Source organism: Leyella stercorea DSM 18206, from assembly GCF_000235885.1.
Classification (GTDB): Bacteria; Bacteroidota; Bacteroidia; order Bacteroidales; family Bacteroidaceae; genus Prevotella; species Prevotella stercorea.
In genome coordinates this window covers 17,121-35,989 of sequence record NZ_JH379375.1, presented here as the reverse complement: position 1 = coordinate 35,989, position 18,869 = coordinate 17,121, and the positions used below count along the sequence as shown (strand labels likewise).

The window sequence follows — 18,869 nt, the reverse complement described above, 5'->3', positions numbered from 1 at the left end:
TTGTTCGGAGCTGTATGTCTGGCTATAGATACAGCAGGATTCTGGTATGGCGGTTCGCCTCATTGGGCGAGTAATCGTCAATGCCGCCATCGAAAATCTGAGAGATGGTGCCATTTTCCATACCACGTTTCATCAGTTCCTCTGCAATGAATCTGGCACGGGAACGGCTGAGGTTATCATTGATGGCTTCACTGCCTGTGGCACTGTCGGCAGCGCCGATGACCTTAACTTTCAAGCCATATTTCTTGGCGATGCGTGCTACTTCGTCGAGATTGACGAGCTGTGACCTGTTGAGCAACCTGTCAGTGCCAAGTTCAAAGAAGAAATAGATGGGCGCACCTATGCAAGCCTTTCCTGAGTGGATGAGCGATAGGTAATCGTCTTCCGGCTCACCTTCAGCATTGCCATATTCTTCTGTACAAGAGGCGGACTCCATGACCTTTGTCTTTTGACCATTACCATACTTGTCTCTCATTCTTGCACGCAGCGAGTTGAGACCGCTGTAGTCGTTTCGAGGATAGCCATTTGTGACGGAAGAAGCGGCATCGTCAGAAAAGAGGTGGCCGTACTTGTCCAGAAGTCCCTCGATGGCAAGAATCTTGCGCAGCTGCTCCAGAGTCTGACAATCTCGATCGTGCTGGGCGTGATAGCGGCTGTTGCTGTCAGAAAGGGATGAGGCGTATGCCGAAAGCCATTCGTTCTGTGCGATGTACGGGCGAGCGTCTATCACTCGCTTCCAGCCAGTCTTGCCGATGCGGACAGAGAGGCCGAGGGATGCGGACAGCAGATGGTCGCCAAGGCGGTGTGCCTTGCCATAGCCGTCAAAATCCTGCATGGTGGTCATGTTGCCTATCTCTGCCGTAACAGCAATGCGTGGGGAGAGATGATACTGCCCCTGTATGCCGTAGGAAATGGCAAAGGGCTTGTGGGCATTCACCTTGTTGTGCAGCATACCCACGCCCACGTATGGAATGACACTCCATCTGGCAAGAGTGTGTACATCGTCCTTGTAGAGGTTGCCGAGGACATTCCACATGAAATCAGCACGCAGGTACTGGTAGTCCTGCGAGGAGTTGTTGCAGTCGTTGAACTGCATACCGCCATAGTTCAGACGACCGCCGACGGAAGGTGTGAACCATTTGCCGATCGACACGGAGAATGCCGGTTTCATGCGACCGAATAGGTCGTTGCATCCGAGCGGTTTGCCGAGGAAGACCGTAGTTCCTCCTGCCGCTTGGACAAACCAGTTGTCCGTCCATGGCGAAGCTACCAATGCCCCTTTCATGTAGGAAGGTTTAAGCGGACGAAGCATACCGTCTGCCGAAAGTCTGCATACAACGGTGGTGGTGTCCGCCGTGCGGTGATAGTCTTTGGCTTGCGCACCCAATGAAAGGGCGAAGCCAAGGGATAGAATAAGTATTTTTCTCATGTTGTTCAATTTAATCTGGTGAATACTATAACAGGTGATACGTGACAGTGCCGCTTATCGTTTCTTCCTTTTGCCGGAAGAGGGGCGCATCATGCGTGCAGCTTTCATCATGCAACGGCGTGCCCAAGCGCGTTCATCCTCGTCATCGTCACGTCCCCATTTGAGGTCGGACGAACTGCCGCCACCGCCATGACCTTCGGCAAAGGTGGTGGCATCATCGACGTAGCCGAGGAATAGAAGCGTGGCACAGTACATCACCTCCGTTCCATTCTCCGCAAAGGCCTGAAGCAGGGAACCGTCAAACACGTCCTTGCCCTCATTGGAAAGCCGTGCCACACGTTCGGAGAACTCGCTGACCATGTTTTCGAGAAGGGCATTTCTGAGAACGGTGTCCGCACCTTGTCGGATAGTATCGGAATATCTGTGTGCCTCCTGCCGCAACTCCTCCGTGCGCTCCTTCATGGCGGTCATCTCCTCACGCAGGGCATCGAGCTTGCGGTCAGCCTCTGAGAGCTTCTCCTGCTTGTCGTCCAGTTTCGACTGGATAGCGGACAGTTCCTGCTCCAGCTCTTGGACTTGCTGACGGAGAGCATCAGGATTGTCGTGACCTGCAAGAATCTGCCGATGCAATTCAGCAAGTGCCGCCTCCTTCTCAGCCTTCTCCTGCAAGAGGTTGTTGACCATTGAGGTGAGTCCTTTTACTCTCCGCTCTGCCAGACGGATGTCCGATTGGAGCGAGGCGAGTGTCCGCTGATGGGTGGCGACGGACTGCTCAATGGTGGTGCACTGTTCTGACAGCTGGCGGCGGTATTCTTCGGTGGTGCGGTGGCGTGCTCCCGTCTCTGAGACGGAAGTTCCGCGCTCCATGCCCCAACGCTTGTTGACATCGGCAAATTCGCTGTGCAGGGCTTTCATCCTGGCAGAAAACTCGTACTTGTCCTTTCCGGCGAATATCTGTTTGTATGCAAACTTGCCGTCCTTGATTGGCAAGAGGGTGCAGTGAACGTGCGGATTGGTTTCGTCCAAGTGTAAGATGAAAGCGACGATGTTCTCCTCACCGTATTTGTCCGCAACAAAGCGGTAAACATCCTTTGCCCATTCCTCAATGTCCTTGCATCGGGTTAGATGCGAATTGTCCGCTCCGTGAGTGAGATTCACCTTCTGGTCACCGAATGCCAATTCTGTCATACGTTCTCGTGAGCCTCCGAAGATGAAATTGACCACTGTGCGGAAGCGTGGCTCTGCCAGTCCCTCGTTGGGGTCTTTGATTCCACGGCTCCGCAGGATGTCTGCCATGCGCTCCGGGATGCTTCGGCTCTTGTCTATAGGACAAACCTTGCCGCCCCGAACCTCGAAGTTGAGCCGCTCACGGCTGCGGTCGTAGTTGCCTGTTGATTCAGCGGATCCCCAACCCTTTTCCGTCCAACGGCGTTGGTGCTCGTTGCTCTGTGCTGTGGTGATTCCCTTAGATGGTCGGAAATCCATAACCTGTTTTGGTGTTGCCATAACCTATTTCCTTTTATGTGTGTACAACTCTCCTGTCTCCAGCTTGCTGCTTGTAAGGACAGCCTCCCGATGGTCGGAGACCAAGAGGGGTATTAGGCTACCCAAATTCCCTCATTTCCGACCAACGGGCAAGCCCGATTATTTTACAGCAATGGCAGACGTGTAAACACTGTGCCAGTAGAAAAGAAGAAGCGTTGTACGGTGATTATTAGAGGTTAATACAGCCTTTTGATGGACAGGAGCCCTCTTGGTTGGCTACAATGGCAAGGAACGGTCGGCAGAGTGACTGAAACTGTGACTTGATGGCTGCGCTTTCCTGATGCAAGGCTGGTGAGCTGCCATCCAATGCCAATTCTGATATTGCCTTTGCCGCCTCGATGAATGAGAGCCAGTCTCCTCCCAGGTCTTTGTAAAAGAAGGGAAGAAGGGAGGTAACGAGGGCGTTATCTGTTTCCTGCGAAAGCACCTGATGGAAGGTGGCTTCGCAGACAGCTGTGAGTGCAGTCATACAAAAGGCGTGTCCTACAGATTCGGGAATGTTTCTTCCGCATGGCACCTTGCCAATTGAATTGCCATTGTCGGCTTTCTGCAAGATAATGGCTACTTCCTCTGTTGCATCTTCGTAGAGTTGTTCACATTCCGAGGCGCAAGCCGATGCGGACATCTTGCCGCTTCGCCATTCGTCCAATGCGGTACACATCTTCTGGCGGAACACATCCAAGGCTGCGTCAATCGGAGAAACGGCAGGTGTCTCAGCCAACATCGGGATGGTGATGATTTGGCTCTTCGTGAGACGGGTGACGGAAATCTGGTTCATCTTCTCCAACTGCTCGATGAAGGTGCGGACAGTGGCGCGGTGCCAATGCCAGCATCCTGCCAGTTCGGTAATGGTGATTACAAACTGCCCGTTGGACAGGCTGAACTCCTGCTTGCACAGATCCTTGGGGATGTACTGTACAGAAGCCTTGTCTACAAGGTCAAGGTAGGCTTCGAGCTTCGACAGCCTTATCCCGGACCTCTCTTTCAAGAACTCCAACAGGGACATCCGTTCAGACATCTTGCCGGAACTCGTTCTATGTTTCTGTTTCTTCATTTCAATAATCTGTTTGGTGAATACTGTTGTTTGTCGCCAGCTCCATTATACAAAAGGAACGGCATGATACAGGTGATACTTAATAGTAGTATATGATGAGCATTTCTGTGTCTTCGAGGAGCATCTTGCGGTCAGCCTTGTTCTTCCACAGCGATATGACTATGCGCGAGGGATAGAACAGTGATGCCAGAAGGACAAAGGAGATGGTGACAGCAAGCGTGAACAGATGAGGAGTGAAGACAAACACCACTGCCGCCAACGCGGCGATGCAGAAGGGTGTCCGCTCCTCGTGCAGACGCTGTAGCCACCTCTCCACATCCATAAAGACAAAGAATATGGCAAACGCTATGGTGGAAGCCACTACGCCTATGTCGTTATAGTGTACACAGAGGTAGAGGAAGTGGAACACGTACAGCAGGATGAGCAGCATCAACCGGTAGAGCTTCCTTGCTGTCACAAGCGCGGTCATGCGCAGATAGAACCGTGTCATAAACTGTCTGCGGCTTCTGTGCAGAATCATCGTCACAAAGAAGAACGCTGACATCAGGATGAGAAACAGTATCTTACTTGTCATAATATGTATAGCATGTGAATAATGGAAGTGGACTCAGGTCGGGCTGGACGACACCGTGTGTGGCAGTGGATATGATACGCTCCACATCCTCCAGTGTCAGTTCTCCCTTGATTATTCTCTGACGGAAAGCTCCGTCGGTTGTCCGAAGGCTCTTGATAGCCTGTTCCAAGTCGTACTCGGCTATCTGCCACACTTGCCCTCTCGTGTAGGGGAAATGATGGTGGATGGCCTTGACCACAAGCACACGGCTGAGGATGTCGGTCATTCTGCCGTTCCTGACTATCGTGTGGTTGCGGACAGTGGCGATGCTCTCAATCTCCAGCCATGTGCGGTGACGGTCGAGAAGATGGATAATCTTCATGTAAAGCGTTTCCTTCATCAGATGGTCGGGAGCTTGTGGCATGACTTTGGCCTTTGTTGTGGACAACAGAATGGAGCGTTGTTGCGGTAGAACAGGACTGTCATCTGGCAAATGTAACTTTCAAATGAAGTCGAGCAGGACTTCCTCCTTGGGCTTCATGTATTTGAAGAACCCGTTCTTGCAATGCAGACTGAGGTCGAGGCATACATCTGCCGACATGTGCTCCAGCGAGTCATAGATGGTCACTTTTATCTGGCTGACCATGCCACGCTCATCTGTGGAGCCGTTGACCTTGAACATCCGTCCGAAAGAAGGGTTGGAATAGGCACAGCAGCTGTGTCCGAACTCCGTATGACGGCTTGGAATGTGGTGATAGAGGATTATCATTTCCATCTCGTCTTCGAGCATATCCATCACCTCCTCTATCGTGAAAGGGGTGTTCAACTGGAAAGTAAGAAGCACGTAATCGTCATACTTGACAGGCTTCTCCATCTTGCGCTTGTCCAGCAGTTCTGGCAACTGCAAAGGCACGACGGCAAGGAAATCATCGCAAAACTGTTCTAACATAATCGTATTCTCTGTTTGGGGTGTTTATAATCTTGTGACATAAATCTTCATCATGAGCATGGGCATATCCGACAGGCGTTGCTTGTCGAGGTGCAGTTTCTTGGCCAGACCGTCCATCTCCTTGGGGAGCGCATCGGCTATTTTGTAGAGGTCTGCCTTGTCCTTGTCGGAGAGCACGCTCACGGAAAGGTCATCCATCGTCATGAACGGCTGCATCATCATCAGGAGGTAGGCGTGCATGGTGTGCTCGTCCTTTACCCTGCCACTATTCAGATCCTCGATAGCCGCTTGTGCGTTGCGCAGCAGACGGTGGTTGGTGCGCATGGAGAGGTATATCATTGCATCCTTGTGGGACAAATCCTTGCGGTCGGCGGCACGGAGTATCTCCCGACAGCAGTGTTCGGTGTTTCGTCTGATGTCACCGATGTCATCGTCAGCAAAATCCGGCAGGTATTGCAGGAAGGATTTGAAATACAAATGCTCTTCCTTGATGAAAGCGAGCAGGTCTTCCTTGCCGTGAATGCCTTGCTTGGCGGATTTTTGCAGGAACAGCAGGTAACGCTTCAGTACCGCCTGTTTACCACCTTTATTATATATAGGCAGGCTATCCAAGGAAGCGAAGAACGGCTGTGCTTCCTTCACGGCTTGCTGTAGTTCCTCATCACCAACATGGGAAGAGGTCTGTTCTCTGAGATAGAGCAGGTCGTGAAAGGTGCGTTGCTTAGACATCGCCATACGGCACAGCTCGATGTGGATGGAGTCGTTCAACTCATGATATACCGTGAACGGGTATGAGTGGGCTTTCCTGACAGTGTCACGTGAGATGCACGATGTCACGGAATCGTCCAACACGCGCCATTCGTTGACAATCTTAACTAATGTCTGAATTGAGACCTTGCCGTTCTGTCGAAGAGTGGTCAGAAAGCCATGATACTCTCTGATGGCTTCATCGCTCGAATGGAACGACTTCGTGCCGTTTCCGTCTGAACATGCTGTCAGCATGACTACGGCAAACGCAGTGGCAATACAAATGGCAAGTCTGATACAGCCATGCGAGTTTGATTTTGCATTATGCAATATTTGCTTCATGCAATGGAGGTTGGTTTGTCCTCCGAAAAGTTGGGTTTCATATTTCATTGTTGTCATTATTTTGAGTCTGATTTTGAAATTGACGGTGCAAAGTTAATGCGTTTCAGCGATATATTTGCAAGAATGACAGTAAGTTTAATCTTATTTGTGTATCATACTTGCGAGTATGATTTTCAATGAAATCAAGTGAAAAGAAAATGGCAAATTATCGTGTTTAAGTATGATTTTTCGTTCAAGTATGATTGTTTCTCGGAAAAATAGTGTACCTTTGCACTTGATTTCATTTAATAGCGTACAACAGTATGGCAAAAGTAGGTTACATCTTTATCGCCACCAATGGCGAAGAGTATGCAGAAGACAAGGCTTGGATGCAGCAATACGGCTGTGTTCAGGTGATAGAGGAACTGTCCGAACACGAGAGGCTGCGCCCGATGTGGAAGCAGCTCATATCGAGTCTGGAGCGCGGCGACGAGCTGGTGGTGTCGAGGTTCAGTAACGCACTGCGTGGCACCCGTGAACTGGCTACATTCATAGAATACTGCCGTGTGAAGGTGGTTCGCATCATCTCCATCCAAGACCGCATCGATACGTTTGACGAACTTTTCCCCGACACCAAGCCCTCACAGGTCATCCGTATGTTCGGGTCACTCTCTGAGGAGTGTGCCGTGCTGCGCAAGGCATCGGCACACATCATCCATCTGCAACAGAATATCCGGCCGCCCAAGAAGTCGGAAAGGGCACTGTCGAAACTGGAGCGTGAGAAGAATATCGTGAACATGTACAACGAGGGGCACAGCATAGATGACATCTTTGCCATCAGCGGCTTCACAAGCCGAAGTTCCGTGTTCCGCATACTCAACAAGCATGGTGTGACGCTGAACCGTGGACCTCATAGTGGACCGCTGAAGAAAAGGAATAAAGAATAAACAAAAAACAGATACAATGAATAAGACATTCAACATCTACTGTGATGAAAGCACCCACATGGTGCATGACGGTCATCCCTACATGCTTTTGGGATGTACAAGTATAGCATACACACAAATCCGCATGGCAAAAGATGCCATAAAAGATATTAAGAAGAAGCACGGCTATAGTGATGAGCTGAAATGGACAAATGTCCACGAGGCCACGTATAAAGTCTATGCAGAGCTTATAGACTGGTTCTTTATGAATGACATGGAATTTAGGGCTGTGGTTGTTGACAAGAGTCAGATTGACGAGAAACGAGAAGACTATACGTTTAATGATTTCTACTTTCGCATGTACTACCAATTGCTGCATCACAAGATGGACATGGATTATACATATAACATATATATGGATATCAAGGACACATGCAGTAGCGATAAGCTGGAGAGGCTCAGAAAAATAATGGAATACAACTCTTCCATTGGCAGGTTTCAGTTTATACGTTCACACGAAAGTGTCTTCATCCAATTGGCAGATGTTCTAATGGGAGCCATCAACTACAACCTTAGATATGAAAAGGGAGAAGTTGAAGGAAGGGTGAGAGCCAAAATGAAGCTGATTGAAAAGATAAAAAAACACAGTAATATCAGTCTCAACACCACAACTCCCAAATTTAGAAAGAAGTTTAATTTGTTTTTTATCGCACTGAAATAGCCAATGAGCAGTTTGAATATTATCAAGAAATACCCTGAGCTGCTGGAACTGGCATATCTCAGTGAACGAGAAAGAGAGCATGATCTTCATGCAATATTCAAGCGTGATATAGAAGATAACTGTCAATTCTCATTCAGAGGGTGGCGCATCTATCCTATAAAGACAGATGGCGAGATTGACATGGCAAGATTGTTCAAGCATCTTACCTGTGAAGAAATCATGGTTGAGAACGAAGACGGTACGACTTATCCAAAGCGAGTATTCGAGATGGCTCGTTCACAAAGGCTTCATTGGATAAATCACCATGTGAGAGAATTGACACCAGACAATCTGGATGTATTTACCATAGAAGAGAGGGACGGCAAAAAGCGTAAGGTCAAGAAAACATACATCTATGATAAAGTGGAAAAGTATGTTATTGTCTTGGAACAACAACGTAGCAACGGATTCTATCTGTTGACAGCATACCATCTTAACAAAGAGTATGGACTAAAGGCTTTGGAAAAGAAGATGAAAAAGAGATTGCAGACACCACTATAAAACGCAAGACCCGAATTGCATCAAAGGCAACCGGGTCTCGAAACTCCTTCTATCTATAGATGAGCGCTGCAAAGGTACGAATATTCTTTGAAATAACGAAGGTTTTTCATTGAATTCTTCTCGATTTTAACATTTGCAGGGCAGTATTGTAAGATAACAGGAAAGAAAATAGCATAATTTTACAGAAAATCGTAATGGAAACATTCAAAGACGTTATATCAAGTGACCAACTTGTCTTGGTCGATTTCTTCGCCACCTGGTGCCAGCCATGCAAGATGATGCACCCCATCCTTGAGCAGGTGAAGGAAGTGTTGGGTGACAGAATCCGCATCATCAAGGTAGATGTGGACAAGTATGGGGTGACTGCAAGTCAGTATGGCATACAGTCTGTGCCCACATTGATGCTGTTCAGACGCGGCGAAGTGTTGTGGAGGACGAGCGGTGTGATGCAGAAATCAGAGTTGCTGGCAACGATTGACCCGTTTTTAAGATAAAAGAGCAGAAATGTCAAAATCTAAATTAAAGTCTGTCCTCATGTCCATGGACAAGAGTGAAATAATAAAAATGGTATTGGAACTTTATTCTGCACGGAAAGAGGCAAAGGAATATCTTGACTTCTATGCAGAGCCGAATGAGGGCCAGAAGCTGGAAGAGTATAAGCACATCATACGGGAAGAGTTCTATCCGAGCAGAAACAGAGAGCCAAAGACACGCTTCTCAGTGTGCCGCAAGGCATTGTCCGACTTCAAGAAACTGAAGCCTTCGGAAGATTCAGTCGCAGAATTGATGGTGTTCTATATGGAGAATGCCTGTCAGTTCACTTATGACTATGGAGACATGTGGGAGCAATTCTATGATTCTGTTGAGAGTAATTTCGACAAGACATTGCGCCACATCGTGCTTTATGACCTTTGGGACAAGTATGATTCCCGAATCAAGCAATGCCTTCGTTGGGCAAGCCCTTGTGGATGGGGATTTCCTGACGCACTGAATGATATGTATGAGGAAATGAAGGCGCAAAATGAGGAACTCCGAAAGAAATACAGGAATTTCAAGATGCCCATCAACGCTGATTATTAAACGAATATACTCAAATGGGGAAACCAAAGAAAAAACATAAGAAAGCGAAACAACTGCCCTTAAGCAAAGAAGAGCAGATTTTTCAAGCGGCAAGAGACCTTGCAGCTGAAATTGGCATATCCTATTCTGAGGCATTAGGGTTTACTTTGGGCATAAAGGACGTAACGTATGGTTGGGAAGAAGACTATACGGAAGAAGAGTTTCAGGCACTGATTGACCACGCTGTGGGAGACACTGATTATGAGCACACCCTCTATTGAATCATCTACACGAGAGGAACGTTTGGATTACGTTCTGAATGAATGGAGATGTCTGCACAACTGTGAGCTGTGCGGTAAGTGCCATATTCTGAAAGGCAGAAGCGAAGAAATACTCTATGCAGACTATATAGACGGCAAGCGGTCATATATGGATATAACATTAGAAATCAGAAGCAACAGATAATGATGTCACAGAAATACATATATCCATCGTTGTTCCAAGAGGAAGAGCCGCAAGAAAGCGTTCCTGGTGATAAGAAAGAGTATGACCTGACGAATCTCTTTGAGAGATTGGCAAAGTCTGATTTTCGCAGCCGGTTCCATCTGTCCAAGCAAGACAGGGAGTATGTAATGGAAAAGGGATTGCCGACGATACGAAAACACGCAGAGGACTTTGTGGCAAAAAGACTTGCTCCGGCTGTCATACCGAACGACGGCAAGCAGACTCCCATGCGTGGGCATCCTGTTTTCCTGGCTCAACATGCCACTGGCTGTTGTTGCCGGGGATGCTTCTTCAAGTGGCATCACATCTCAGCAGGCAGGGCACTGACCAAGGAAGAACAGGAATATGCTGTTGCCGTATTGATGGCATGGATTGAAAAACAGATGAATAAAGGATGAAGATAGAAGAAGCCATAGTATATGTGATGGTAAAGCGAAATGGCGGCATGACAACCGACCAGATTGCCGATGCCATCAATCGTCATAGGCTGCACCTGAGAAAGGACGGTCAGCCTGTGACAAGCAAGCAGGTGTATGCAACAATCTGCCGTTTCCCTGAAATGTTCACAAAAGAAGCTGGCAGAATCATGTTAATGATATGACGTAACGATATGACAATAGATACAACCAACATGTGCTCACACCTTCAGAAGAAGTTGTTTGAACCAGAAGGTGTGTATTATCCTATATGGCAAGCCATGCAGGATGATGAGACCTTGACAGCAGTGGTACGAAGCAGACAGCTGCACATCTACAGAAACGGGAAGAAAATTCTCGTTCTGGCAGGTAAGGCACAACCGAAGATTATAAGGGAAGACAAAATACAAGAGTTAATAACAAGATTATAAACAAAACATCAAATCATCAAAACAATGGACGCAAAAGAAAAAGTATTGGCAACAATGAAAGAGGCTGGTCAGCCTCTCAACGCAGGTAAAATCGCAGAACTCAGCGGTCTCGACCGCAAAGAGGTAGATGCAGCCATGAAGCAGCTGAAAGCAGAGGGTGCAATCGTCTCTCCTGTGCGTTGCAAATGGGCACCTGCAGAGTAAGGTTTATACTGCTGTCTTGAAATATAGGCAGCAGTATCTTTATTTTTATCAAAATGTTAAGGTGAGGAATCTGAATATCCTTGCCTACGGACACAATTATCCGCTGCATCTTTTTGGGGTAAGGTGCAGACGTATGGCTGTCAGCGTATCTTGGTTTAAAGACGCTTAGCGGTCACGGCGGAAGTCGTTTCGTCTCTCTCCGCCGAACAAAGCTCTGAGCACATTGCCCAAAGCTCCGAACACGAAGTAGCAAACGATGATTGCAACAATATCGTCCATAAGCATTTTCTGTTTTATGGGTTATACACTATTATGAAGATTCACTATGTCCAATCCCTGCCTCTTGGCTTCTCTGACGGTGTAGAACGTGCCGCCCTTGGGATTGCCATCGAAGTAGGCTATGAGACGTGAACTGCGGTTGACCATATAGTCGTTGCGCCTCAGAAGGCAGCCATTGTAGTATTGCTCGCTCAATACGACCACGTCATCCACGATGCGCAGGATGGCATCATACTTGGCTTGCTCTTCCTTGCTCCACCGGTCAGACTGACCACGGAACGGCACAACGGCTATCACCTGCAAGTCCTTCAACTCGCATTGCAACGAAAGGGCGGCTTCTGCCGCCAGCAGGTCAAATCCCATTGCCATGCCACAATAGAAATACCGGTAGCCGTCGGCATACGCCTTGGCTATCTCCGATTTGAGACATTGCTTCAACTCCCTCCGCTTGGCGAAAGGTACGCTGCGGTGTCCGCTGAAGCATACGGACACTGCCTTGTCGTACTTTGTCATACTTTACCTTACTTTATAATGTGTGCGTGCGAGGAACATACCGCCAATAACACATGCCCCGAGCCTTTCGAGTTGGTTGGCATACTTGGCATAGCTGAGACCCTTGGTTATCACATCGTCAAAGACCAACACCATTTTGTTGTCGAAGAACGGCTCATCAAACTCAACGACATTCGCCTTGCGGACTTCATCCTCGTTCTTGCGGTTATCGTGGATGGTCTTACGCTCTCCGCATACCCTCACGTGCTCGTAGCCGTTTTCCGCTCCTGTCAATTCACACACCCTGTGGCAGAAAGCCTTGTAGCGGAGTTCGTTGCTCTCGCTTGTGGATGCTGGAACGGGGGCGAAGACGATGTTCACGCAACCCTTGCCGTAGAGTGTCAGCATATTCTCTGCGGTGCGCTGCGCCACTTCCTCGTAGGCTCTTCCGTCCTTGAAGTCAAACACTAATTGTCTGTCGGCAATCTCCTTCTCACCCACATTGCGGATGCGTGCGGGATAGTATTTGCAGAACCAAGTCTGAGGCTTGTCTAACTGCTTTTGGATTTGATAGTCATTCTTGTGTGCCATTGCTCTTATGTTTTTTCTTCCCTTATTTCGGAGGCTTTTCCTGCCTGCCCAAGGGATATTTTTTGCTTTCCAAGAGTGATGGCGATCAAAAAGCCAAATCGGGAGCGAAAAATACGCTCTGCACGCAGAGGAAGATTTTTCGGTCAAATGCAATGGACGATTTGGTGTTTGAACAATCGCCAGCATTACCTTTGCAAAACAATATCCGCAGCGGCAAGGCAGGCGAAAAGAAATCTGTTATGTAAAAGAGGAAACGGGCGGGATGGCGTGGGGCGAAGCTGTATATGGGGAAGGACGATAGTTGATATGAGGGAAAAAGAGAAAATCTTGTAATAGGGAACGACATTGCCTTTTATCAGCATGGAGACAGTCCTACAAGCAGAGAAAACTATTGCCCTAAAAATGAGTTGGATAGTATTTTCTAAAAGTAGTATCGACTACGAATAGTATAATAGTCGAATAGTTTTTACTACCATACTACGGATAGTAAAGTCTGTTTATAGAAGAGATAGCGGTATCATCGTCTGTTCGGCGATGATACCGCGCGGCACTCATGTGTCATGCCGCTTTAGGTATTCTGTCATTGCCTCATTGACAATATCACGCAAGGACATCCCTTTCTTGATGGCGAGGTACTTCATCCTCGTGTGGATGCTCTTGTTGATAAGGAAATTGCAATGCACCGGCACTTCGGTAGTCTCAGAAACAGACACAGGTGGTGCTGGTGTAGTTTCTGTGACTATCTGCTCCTTACTCGGCTTCTTTGTGGAAGAAAGGAGTCCGTTGAGACCGCCTTTCATTCCCTCTTTCAACATACTGCTCTTGCTCATGGCTATGCTATTTTAAGTTTAACACTTCTTTTGCCAAAGACATATAATCACTGGCACCATTGGATTTGGGATTATACTCAAAGATAGTCTTGCCGTTGATGGGTGCTTCTGCCAAAGCCACATTATCACGGATGACGGTCTTGAAAACCTTCTCGTGAAAACTGTCATTGACGATTTCCCTCACGCTTCGGTTCAACGTCTTGCGGCGATCGAACTGGGTGATGACGATGCCGCCCACTTTAAGGTTGGAGTTGAGCCGCTCCTGAACGATGCGGATGATGTCCATCAACTTTGCCATACCTCTCATGGCAAGGTATTGCGCTTGAACAGGGATGATGATGTAGTCGGCTGCGGTGAGGGCATTCAAGGTCAGCAAGCCCAATGACGGTGGACAGTCGATGATGATGTAGTCGAAATGCTCTTTGGCGATGGCTTTGGTGATAAGTCCCTTCAAGATAAGCTCCCGTCCCGGCTCGCTGATAAGCTCTAACTCAGCCGCAGACAGGTCAAGGCATGAGGGTGAGACGGTGATGCCGTTGTGCAACTTGACCAACGGCAAGGTGTACTGTCCACACATTGCGCCATAGACTGTCTGTTCTTCCTCGATGGACAATCCCAAGGCTTCCGTGAGGTTGGCTTGTCCATCCATGTCAATAGCCAAGACGTTCTTCTTACTCAGTTGCAGAGCTGCCGCAAGGCTTACTGCGGTCGTACTTTTCCCTACACCACCCTTGTGATTTAATACTGCAATTATCTGTGTCATAACATGATACTACTATTAGTGAATACTACTTTACTATTCTACTACTGATAGTACATACTAACCATAGTAAAAGCGGATTTACTACGATTAGTACGTACTACTCTCAGTTGATACTACCCTCAGAAGGGAAGGTCTTCGCTCTTGTCCTGCGGTGCATCGGCTGGCGGTACGGGAGCCTCGCCCTCTGCCTTGGCTGCCTTGCGTGCCTTTGTTGCAGGTGTGTCGGTTGCATCCTTCTTCCCTGCATTGACAAAGGCGATGGAGTCAGCTATGATGCTATGCTGTATGTGGTTCTCTCCGTTGCGGTCTGTCCAAATGGAAGAAGTCAGTGTGCCTTCCACAAGCACCATACGACCCTTGGTGAGGTATTCAGCCAAACGGATATGGTTCTCCTTGCTGCTCTTCACCCTTACCCAAGTGGTGATTTGCTTGCCCTTACTGTAGTCGTCCACTGCGATGTCAACAGCCATGAATGTTCCGTGTGTACCTGTGATGACGCGGCAATCCTTTGCTCCGATGCGTCCGATAGTGTGAGTGTAAATCATAATGTGAAAATGTTATAGTGGCAAGTTGGTTAGACTTGCCGTTACCTTGTTATTTAAATGACTTTTCTTGTTGATTGAACATAAGCTATTGCTTCATTCATAATTTCTGCTCGTGACCTACTCTTGTTATCTTGCATCCACTCATCAATTTCAGATTTGAGGAACATGATACGTTTCCCCTTCTTATGGAATGGTATTTGTTTATTGCTTGTCCAACAATAGATTGTGTGTTCAACTGGATGGGTAGGGAGATACTCACTCAATTCGGAAACACTAAGCCATTCCAATCCCTTATCGGGCTGAATTTGAGTCATTAGTGTGGAAAACTTTTCTTCTAAAATCTCCAGCTTGTTTATTACTAATGACAATGCTGATGGCAAGTCATTAAAACTCAATATTTGCTTTTCCATATCAATATATGTGTGGCAAGTTGGTTAGGCTTGCCGTTACCTTGTTATTAATATCCTTTCTTCGTCTGCCTTGTATTGGCGACAAAAGACTTGTTGCTGCCTGTGAGACTGATAGAGCCGCAATTAACAAACTCTCCGTCGGAATAGACTCTGTACTTCTGTCCGCTTACCTCATGCTTCTGTTTGATGCGCTCTCGCATCCACTTCTTGGCTGCGGTCAATGAGCAAAAGGTCTCGCTCTCCTTGGTCGTCTCGTCATATACGATGCACTGGGTCATACATGCTCCTACTTCATCCATGCACCTATACTCGACGTGACATAGTCCAACTGACCGCCAAATATGTCGCTTGGCTCTATGTCGTATTGTCCATCCCTCACTTCCTTGTCCTCTCCAAGAAGCGACAAGTTTCCGTCGGCATCCAAACGTGCTGCGTCTATGACGATGTCACGAGGCTCGTCAAAGAGATAACCTGCCACGATGGGCTGCTCTCCCTCGAAATGCACCTCAAAGCCTCCGTCCACCTCCGTGCCGTACTTGCGAAGAGCCGCTTTCAGCTCGTCCTGCTCCCGGTGCTGCAATGCCTGGAGTTGTCCGTGGATAGTGAGGTCTTGCAGTTCTGCCTCTCGTTTGGTGTGGGTTGCCTCGCCGGTCTTGCAGTCGATGTCATACTTGTGGTAAACCACTGGGATATGGTCTGCCGATGTGACAAGCCATGTGATGTTGTTCACTGAGAAGCCCTGTCTGGTGAGGAACTCCTCGATGTCTGAGCCGAGAAGGTGGTCGGCTACGTCAAGATACTCGATGCGTGCGTCAGCATCATGCAGGATGATAATCTTCATTGCCTTTCTATTTTTAGTGATACAAATAAGTTTGTCGCCCATGTCGCTGGACTTGTTTAACTACGTTGAAGAAACTTACGCTCAGCATAGTGAATAAATTCCCTCTGCGTTCGCTTAACCGTTTCTTTCTCTTCCCTCCTTTCGAGACCTTTCAGCCTGTGGAGGGATATTTTCTGCTCCCACAAGCCGCAAGAAAAGACATAAAGACAAATTATGTGTGAAGAATACTCTTTTCCGAGGAAAAGGAAGATTGTTCACAGTCACAAGACCTCAAGCAGAATTTGACGATTGTCTCAGACGCGGCTAACTTTGCAGGAAATATGCCTACCACTGCGCTGATTGGAAGAAGATTATTGATATTGGCTGCAAGAGGAATGATGTGTTATATATAAAGAGGTAAGAAGAAAGATTGAAACAGTAAGGGTGGGCAGTGAAGTGTTTGCAGGTCTGCTGTACCGACATAAAGCGAGTGTGTTGGCTGACCGGGATGCAAGTCATCAAAGCTTCAGCCTTGATAGCTTGTAGCACGGACAGACAATTCTCTCGCGTCGGTACTTCGGCATACTGTCAGCTTTGGCTAATAGCAACGTGTTGCCATCAGCCAAGGATGTCTGTATGACGACAGACCATGTAACGCTTCGCAAAGGCGTGGGGCAAAGCAGTATAATTTAGAAGTAGATAGTAACGTATATCAGGCAAGAAGAGACAGTTGCGCAACGGACAAATCGGGCACTCCTGTCAGCATGACAAATGTGCCTTGTCCTTGCCGCAGGACACTGAGGCAGATTGGACGTAGCAGACATGTCTGCCACATTCAATATGCCTGAGTGGACAAGAACTGCCTCTTGTATAGCAGAAGAGAAATTGTAAAACAGTTGATTAGTGGTAAAGGTGGTATGGGTGGGCAGAATGGCATTACACGGACATTGCCGAAGCCCGATAATGGGACAGCCAGACAGCAATAAAGGCAGTTATCAGAAGTGTCAGTTTCTGATAGTGACATTGTTGGCTGCCTGTCACATGGGATTCGTGCGGTGTCCGTACAGTAATGCCGTTCTGAAGGTGTGGGGCGAAGCGATACAACGCACTTGGACGAAACCACCGCTTATAACAGAAAATATTTTGCAGTCAAAGAGAAGAAGAATAGTAAAGCAGGTGTGGGTGGGTAGTGAAGCTGTCGCAAGATTGACGGTCTGAATATCAAGGCGAGTGGATAGCCAGTAAAGGACACAATTATCAGAAGCCTCGGCTTCGGCATCTTGTGGCATAGATGGCAGTCCTCTCGCGTTCAGACCTTGGCATACTGTCTTTCTTGGCTAATAGCGACTTTGTCGCCATCAGCCGGGAATATCTGTATGCCAACCATCTTGGTGACGTTTCGCAAATGGTGAGGGACGAAGTGGTTAGAATAAAGGAAGACGGCGTTGCCGTTATGGTTAATAAATGCACATGGTTGTTATTAGAGAAGATTATCACACGCTATAACAGCAGATTGATGTCCCTGAGCAAAACAAAAGCGACCCGAAGGTCGCCTTGTTATGGAGAGGAAAGGCTATTTCTTGCCTTTCTTGGTTGCTGGCTTGGCCGGCTCTTCCGCAGGAGTCTCCTCCTTGTCGGGACACTCGTAGAACTTGGTTGCAACCATGATGATTCTGGAGTGCTTCACGCCATCCTTGTCTGTCCACTCCTCTGGCTTGAAGAAACCCTCGACGGTGAGCAACGTGCCCTTGGTGAGCTTGTCGAATGATTCGGTGTGCTCGTTCTTGCGCCATGCCTCCATATTCATGAAAGCCGATACGCGGTTGGTTTCCTCGCCGTTCTTCTCCTGACGGCCTACTGCCAATGAGAAGCGTGCTACGCTGGCGTTTGCGAACTGACGGATTTCTGCATCCTTACCTACGAAACCTGAAACTGTGAAGTTGTTCTCGATCTTTTTCATTTTGAATTGAATTTAAAAGTGAAACTTAATTTTTACATGCATTCAAAAGCAGGGATGTGGCACCATGTGGGAAGCACCATGAAAATCGTTCGCAATACTCTTTTTGTCGTTGGCGGTAAGGGAGAAAAAGGAAGATTACGCACTATTTTATTGGTCACAGCGATAGCGGCCACACAAGAAGGAGGAAGTCCTTCGCAGCATCACGCTACCTTTGCATGGTAATTGCGACATGAAGTCGTACAGATAATTGTTCTTTGAAACTAATGAACCTCTTATTCCGTTAAGAGTAGCCTACCGAAGCGTGCGTAGTTGGCAACGACTGGGTGCGAAGCCTTCGGGACAATATGGCGAGGTCTTGAACATCACAAGACGCAGCTGTTAGGCTGACTGACAAGGACAACGTAAAGTAACCGCCGTTACCAACCATCGTGACAAAGAATTGGCTCACGGATGTTTATGAGCCATGCCAAAACGGCAAGTGGATAGGTTGGCTATGTTTATCTAATAGCCACACGGATGTCGCTCCACCGGTGGATAGGCGGGTCCTAAATCAGTCGAAGTTATCCGTACGGAACATGGTAAGCCTATAGGTCTCCTCATCTCATTATGGGAACAGGTAAGTCAATCGCAAGAGCAACCGAACGGCTTGTAGGTAAATGACGATGGAGAAAGCGAATGCCCCTCTGTAATGGCGGGGATAGGGGTTGGGACATCACCCCACGCGAAAGCGGGCAGACTTCCATCAGGTAATTCGCTACGAAATGAAATGTAGAACTTGTG

28 protein-coding genes are annotated in these 18,869 nt (G+C 47.9%); 12 read left to right on the top strand and 16 right to left on the bottom strand.

The window, feature by feature from the left end; translation table 11 throughout:
* Nucleotides 1-22 precede the first annotated feature (22 nt).
* The 7 genes from HMPREF0673_RS02060 to HMPREF0673_RS02030 all read right to left on the bottom strand — a co-directional run bounded on the left by HMPREF0673_RS02060 (nucleotide 23) and on the right by HMPREF0673_RS02030 (nucleotide 6,667).
* Nucleotides 23-1,429 (bottom strand): OmpA family protein, encoded by a 1,407-nt coding sequence (locus HMPREF0673_RS02060; RefSeq protein WP_005816276.1) that lies wholly within the window; start codon nucleotides 1,427-1,429, stop codon nucleotides 23-25.
* 54 nt (nucleotides 1,430-1,483) lie between these two features.
* Nucleotides 1,484-2,935 (bottom strand): MobV family relaxase, encoded by a 1,452-nt coding sequence (gene mobV, locus HMPREF0673_RS02055; protein WP_005816278.1) that lies wholly within the window; start codon nucleotides 2,933-2,935, stop codon nucleotides 1,484-1,486.
* A gap of 208 nt (nucleotides 2,936-3,143) precedes the next feature.
* Nucleotides 3,144-4,028, bottom strand: coding sequence for a hypothetical protein (locus HMPREF0673_RS02050; protein WP_005816280.1), 885 nt, complete (start codon nucleotides 4,026-4,028; stop codon nucleotides 3,144-3,146).
* Between the two features lie 79 nt (nucleotides 4,029-4,107).
* A complete protein-coding gene (locus tag HMPREF0673_RS02045; RefSeq protein ID WP_005816282.1) occupies nucleotides 4,108-4,602 on the bottom strand; it encodes a hypothetical protein in 495 nt (164 codons plus the stop codon).
* Nucleotides 4,592-5,005 (bottom strand): hypothetical protein, encoded by a 414-nt coding sequence (locus HMPREF0673_RS02040; RefSeq protein WP_005816283.1) that lies wholly within the window; start codon nucleotides 5,003-5,005, stop codon nucleotides 4,592-4,594. Before HMPREF0673_RS02040 ends, HMPREF0673_RS02045 begins: the two co-directional genes overlap by 11 nt.
* Nucleotides 5,006-5,083: 78 nt before the next feature.
* Nucleotides 5,084-5,530 carry a hypothetical protein gene (locus HMPREF0673_RS02035; RefSeq protein ID WP_004319947.1) on the bottom strand — a complete coding sequence of 149 codons (447 nt, stop codon included), beginning with the start codon at nucleotides 5,528-5,530 and terminating at the stop codon, nucleotides 5,084-5,086.
* A gap of 24 nt (nucleotides 5,531-5,554) precedes the next feature.
* Nucleotides 5,555-6,667: a hypothetical protein gene (locus HMPREF0673_RS02030; RefSeq protein ID WP_005816286.1), complete on the bottom strand. Its 1,113-nt coding sequence runs from the start codon at nucleotides 6,665-6,667 to the stop codon at nucleotides 5,555-5,557.
* Between the two features lie 254 nt (nucleotides 6,668-6,921).
* Between HMPREF0673_RS02030 and HMPREF0673_RS02025 the strand changes: the two genes are divergently transcribed.
* The 10 genes from HMPREF0673_RS02025 to HMPREF0673_RS01980 all read left to right on the top strand — a co-directional run bounded on the left by HMPREF0673_RS02025 (nucleotide 6,922) and on the right by HMPREF0673_RS01980 (nucleotide 11,399).
* Nucleotides 6,922-7,545 (top strand): recombinase family protein, encoded by a 624-nt coding sequence (locus HMPREF0673_RS02025; RefSeq protein WP_005816288.1) that lies wholly within the window; start codon nucleotides 6,922-6,924, stop codon nucleotides 7,543-7,545.
* 16 nt (nucleotides 7,546-7,561) lie between these two features.
* Nucleotides 7,562-8,245, top strand: a complete 684-nt coding sequence (locus tag HMPREF0673_RS02020) for a DUF3800 domain-containing protein (protein ID WP_005816290.1) — start codon at nucleotides 7,562-7,564, stop codon at nucleotides 8,243-8,245.
* Between the two features lie 3 nt (nucleotides 8,246-8,248).
* Nucleotides 8,249-8,785: a hypothetical protein gene (locus HMPREF0673_RS02015; protein ID WP_005816292.1), complete on the top strand. Its 537-nt coding sequence runs from the start codon at nucleotides 8,249-8,251 to the stop codon at nucleotides 8,783-8,785.
* A gap of 194 nt (nucleotides 8,786-8,979) precedes the next feature.
* Entirely contained in the window at nucleotides 8,980-9,279 is a 300-nt protein-coding gene (gene trxA, locus HMPREF0673_RS02010; RefSeq protein WP_005816294.1) for a thioredoxin, read from the top strand.
* 10 nt (nucleotides 9,280-9,289) lie between these two features.
* The gene (locus HMPREF0673_RS02005) at nucleotides 9,290-9,865 is read left to right on the top strand and encodes a DUF6155 family protein (RefSeq protein ID WP_007837469.1); all 576 of its coding nucleotides are present in this window, start codon (nucleotides 9,290-9,292) and stop codon (nucleotides 9,863-9,865) included.
* A gap of 14 nt (nucleotides 9,866-9,879) precedes the next feature.
* Nucleotides 9,880-10,125, top strand: a complete 246-nt coding sequence (locus HMPREF0673_RS02000) for a hypothetical protein (protein WP_005816298.1) — start codon at nucleotides 9,880-9,882, stop codon at nucleotides 10,123-10,125.
* 183 nt (nucleotides 10,126-10,308) lie between these two features.
* Nucleotides 10,309-10,746, top strand: a complete 438-nt coding sequence (locus tag HMPREF0673_RS01995; protein WP_005816300.1) for a DUF4186 domain-containing protein — start codon at nucleotides 10,309-10,311, stop codon at nucleotides 10,744-10,746.
* Nucleotides 10,743-10,949 carry a hypothetical protein gene (locus HMPREF0673_RS01990; RefSeq protein WP_005816302.1) on the top strand — a complete coding sequence of 69 codons (207 nt, stop codon included), beginning with the start codon at nucleotides 10,743-10,745 and terminating at the stop codon, nucleotides 10,947-10,949. Before HMPREF0673_RS01995 ends, HMPREF0673_RS01990 begins: the two co-directional genes overlap by 4 nt.
* A gap of 9 nt (nucleotides 10,950-10,958) precedes the next feature.
* Nucleotides 10,959-11,195, top strand: coding sequence for a hypothetical protein (locus HMPREF0673_RS01985; RefSeq protein WP_005816304.1), 237 nt, complete (start codon nucleotides 10,959-10,961; stop codon nucleotides 11,193-11,195).
* Nucleotides 11,196-11,219: 24 nt separating this feature from the next.
* Complete coding sequence (locus tag HMPREF0673_RS01980; protein WP_005816310.1) at nucleotides 11,220-11,399, top strand: transcriptional regulator; 180 nt, start codon at nucleotides 11,220-11,222, stop codon at nucleotides 11,397-11,399.
* Between the two features lie 300 nt (nucleotides 11,400-11,699).
* Here the strand turns inward: HMPREF0673_RS01980 and HMPREF0673_RS01975 are convergent, their stop codons facing one another.
* Both HMPREF0673_RS01975 and HMPREF0673_RS01970 read right to left on the bottom strand, forming a co-directional pair.
* On the bottom strand, nucleotides 11,700-12,191 hold the full coding sequence (locus HMPREF0673_RS01975; RefSeq protein WP_005816313.1) for an SLOG family protein: 492 nt from the start codon (nucleotides 12,189-12,191) through the stop codon (nucleotides 11,700-11,702).
* Nucleotides 12,192-12,194: 3 nt separating this feature from the next.
* The gene (locus HMPREF0673_RS01970; RefSeq protein ID WP_005816315.1) at nucleotides 12,195-12,761 is read right to left on the bottom strand and encodes a hypothetical protein; all 567 of its coding nucleotides are present in this window, start codon (nucleotides 12,759-12,761) and stop codon (nucleotides 12,195-12,197) included.
* On the opposite strand from HMPREF0673_RS01970, the gene HMPREF0673_RS13695 reads away from it, so the two are divergent.
* Nucleotides 12,755-13,006 (top strand): hypothetical protein, encoded by a 252-nt coding sequence (locus tag HMPREF0673_RS13695; protein WP_225494525.1) that lies wholly within the window; start codon nucleotides 12,755-12,757, stop codon nucleotides 13,004-13,006. The two genes, HMPREF0673_RS01970 and HMPREF0673_RS13695, sit on opposite strands and share 7 nt — an antisense overlap.
* Nucleotides 13,007-13,312: 306 nt before the next feature.
* Here HMPREF0673_RS13695 and HMPREF0673_RS01965 read toward each other — a convergent pair whose 3' ends face one another.
* The 6 genes from HMPREF0673_RS01965 to HMPREF0673_RS01940 form a co-directional block, all read right to left on the bottom strand.
* Nucleotides 13,313-13,591: a plasmid partition protein ParG gene (locus HMPREF0673_RS01965; protein WP_005816317.1), complete on the bottom strand. Its 279-nt coding sequence runs from the start codon at nucleotides 13,589-13,591 to the stop codon at nucleotides 13,313-13,315.
* Nucleotides 13,592-13,598: 7 nt separating this feature from the next.
* Nucleotides 13,599-14,354, bottom strand: a complete 756-nt coding sequence (locus tag HMPREF0673_RS01960; protein WP_005816319.1) for a ParA family protein — start codon at nucleotides 14,352-14,354, stop codon at nucleotides 13,599-13,601.
* Between the two features lie 119 nt (nucleotides 14,355-14,473).
* Nucleotides 14,474-14,899, bottom strand: a complete 426-nt coding sequence (locus HMPREF0673_RS01955) for a single-stranded DNA-binding protein (RefSeq protein WP_005816321.1) — start codon at nucleotides 14,897-14,899, stop codon at nucleotides 14,474-14,476.
* A 53-nt stretch (nucleotides 14,900-14,952) separates the two neighbouring features.
* Nucleotides 14,953-15,309 carry a helix-turn-helix domain-containing protein gene (locus tag HMPREF0673_RS01950; RefSeq protein ID WP_007837478.1) on the bottom strand — a complete coding sequence of 119 codons (357 nt, stop codon included), beginning with the start codon at nucleotides 15,307-15,309 and terminating at the stop codon, nucleotides 14,953-14,955.
* A 47-nt stretch (nucleotides 15,310-15,356) separates the two neighbouring features.
* Nucleotides 15,357-15,608 (bottom strand): hypothetical protein, encoded by a 252-nt coding sequence (locus HMPREF0673_RS01945; RefSeq protein ID WP_007837480.1) that lies wholly within the window; start codon nucleotides 15,606-15,608, stop codon nucleotides 15,357-15,359.
* Complete coding sequence (locus HMPREF0673_RS01940; RefSeq protein WP_005816324.1) at nucleotides 15,596-16,150, bottom strand: hypothetical protein; 555 nt, start codon at nucleotides 16,148-16,150, stop codon at nucleotides 15,596-15,598. Before HMPREF0673_RS01940 ends, HMPREF0673_RS01945 begins: the two co-directional genes overlap by 13 nt.
* Nucleotides 16,151-17,032: 882 nt before the next feature.
* Here HMPREF0673_RS01940 and HMPREF0673_RS01935 point away from each other — a divergent pair.
* Complete coding sequence (locus HMPREF0673_RS01935; protein WP_224204806.1) at nucleotides 17,033-17,347, top strand: hypothetical protein; 315 nt, start codon at nucleotides 17,033-17,035, stop codon at nucleotides 17,345-17,347.
* A 355-nt stretch (nucleotides 17,348-17,702) separates the two neighbouring features.
* Here the strand turns inward: HMPREF0673_RS01935 and HMPREF0673_RS01930 are convergent, their stop codons facing one another.
* Nucleotides 17,703-18,089, bottom strand: coding sequence for a single-stranded DNA-binding protein (locus HMPREF0673_RS01930; protein WP_004319910.1), 387 nt, complete (start codon nucleotides 18,087-18,089; stop codon nucleotides 17,703-17,705).
* Nucleotides 18,090-18,869 lie beyond the last annotated feature (780 nt).

What these genes read in the sequence shown, in the direction of transcription:
- HMPREF0673_RS02060 (WP_005816276.1), bottom strand. Translation starts at nt 1,429, where the DNA reads ATGAGAAAAATACTTATTCTATCCCTTGGCTTCGCCCTTTCATTGGGT.
- mobV (WP_005816278.1), bottom strand. Translation starts at nt 2,935, where the DNA reads ATGGCAACACCAAAACAGGTTATGGATTTCCGACCATCTAAGGGAATC.
- HMPREF0673_RS02050 (WP_005816280.1), bottom strand. Translation starts at nt 4,028, where the DNA reads ATGAAGAAACAGAAACATAGAACGAGTTCCGGCAAGATGTCTGAACGG.
- HMPREF0673_RS02045 (WP_005816282.1), bottom strand. Translation starts at nt 4,602, where the DNA reads ATGACAAGTAAGATACTGTTTCTCATCCTGATGTCAGCGTTCTTCTTT.
- HMPREF0673_RS02040 (WP_005816283.1), bottom strand. Translation starts at nt 5,005, where the DNA reads ATGCCACAAGCTCCCGACCATCTGATGAAGGAAACGCTTTACATGAAG.
- HMPREF0673_RS02035 (WP_004319947.1), bottom strand. Translation starts at nt 5,530, where the DNA reads ATGTTAGAACAGTTTTGCGATGATTTCCTTGCCGTCGTGCCTTTGCAG.
- HMPREF0673_RS02030 (WP_005816286.1), bottom strand. Translation starts at nt 6,667, where the DNA reads ATGAAATATGAAACCCAACTTTTCGGAGGACAAACCAACCTCCATTGC.
- HMPREF0673_RS02025 (WP_005816288.1), top strand. Translation starts at nt 6,922, where the DNA reads ATGGCAAAAGTAGGTTACATCTTTATCGCCACCAATGGCGAAGAGTAT.
- HMPREF0673_RS02020 (WP_005816290.1), top strand. Translation starts at nt 7,562, where the DNA reads ATGAATAAGACATTCAACATCTACTGTGATGAAAGCACCCACATGGTG.
- HMPREF0673_RS02015 (WP_005816292.1), top strand. Translation starts at nt 8,249, where the DNA reads ATGAGCAGTTTGAATATTATCAAGAAATACCCTGAGCTGCTGGAACTG.
- trxA (WP_005816294.1), top strand. Translation starts at nt 8,980, where the DNA reads ATGGAAACATTCAAAGACGTTATATCAAGTGACCAACTTGTCTTGGTC.
- HMPREF0673_RS02005 (WP_007837469.1), top strand. Translation starts at nt 9,290, where the DNA reads ATGTCAAAATCTAAATTAAAGTCTGTCCTCATGTCCATGGACAAGAGT.
- HMPREF0673_RS02000 (WP_005816298.1), top strand. Translation starts at nt 9,880, where the DNA reads ATGGGGAAACCAAAGAAAAAACATAAGAAAGCGAAACAACTGCCCTTA.
- HMPREF0673_RS01995 (WP_005816300.1), top strand. Translation starts at nt 10,309, where the DNA reads ATGATGTCACAGAAATACATATATCCATCGTTGTTCCAAGAGGAAGAG.
- HMPREF0673_RS01990 (WP_005816302.1), top strand. Translation starts at nt 10,743, where the DNA reads ATGAAGATAGAAGAAGCCATAGTATATGTGATGGTAAAGCGAAATGGC.
- HMPREF0673_RS01985 (WP_005816304.1), top strand. Translation starts at nt 10,959, where the DNA reads ATGACAATAGATACAACCAACATGTGCTCACACCTTCAGAAGAAGTTG.
- HMPREF0673_RS01980 (WP_005816310.1), top strand. Translation starts at nt 11,220, where the DNA reads ATGGACGCAAAAGAAAAAGTATTGGCAACAATGAAAGAGGCTGGTCAG.
- HMPREF0673_RS01975 (WP_005816313.1), bottom strand. Translation starts at nt 12,191, where the DNA reads ATGACAAAGTACGACAAGGCAGTGTCCGTATGCTTCAGCGGACACCGC.
- HMPREF0673_RS01970 (WP_005816315.1), bottom strand. Translation starts at nt 12,761, where the DNA reads ATGGCACACAAGAATGACTATCAAATCCAAAAGCAGTTAGACAAGCCT.
- HMPREF0673_RS01965 (WP_005816317.1), bottom strand. Translation starts at nt 13,591, where the DNA reads ATGAGCAAGAGCAGTATGTTGAAAGAGGGAATGAAAGGCGGTCTCAAC.
- HMPREF0673_RS01960 (WP_005816319.1), bottom strand. Translation starts at nt 14,354, where the DNA reads ATGACACAGATAATTGCAGTATTAAATCACAAGGGTGGTGTAGGGAAA.
- HMPREF0673_RS01955 (WP_005816321.1), bottom strand. Translation starts at nt 14,899, where the DNA reads ATGATTTACACTCACACTATCGGACGCATCGGAGCAAAGGATTGCCGC.
- HMPREF0673_RS01950 (WP_007837478.1), bottom strand. Translation starts at nt 15,309, where the DNA reads ATGGAAAAGCAAATATTGAGTTTTAATGACTTGCCATCAGCATTGTCA.
- HMPREF0673_RS01945 (WP_007837480.1), bottom strand. Translation starts at nt 15,608, where the DNA reads ATGGATGAAGTAGGAGCATGTATGACCCAGTGCATCGTATATGACGAG.
- HMPREF0673_RS01940 (WP_005816324.1), bottom strand. Translation starts at nt 16,150, where the DNA reads ATGAAGATTATCATCCTGCATGATGCTGACGCACGCATCGAGTATCTT.
- HMPREF0673_RS01930 (WP_004319910.1), bottom strand. Translation starts at nt 18,089, where the DNA reads ATGAAAAAGATCGAGAACAACTTCACAGTTTCAGGTTTCGTAGGTAAG.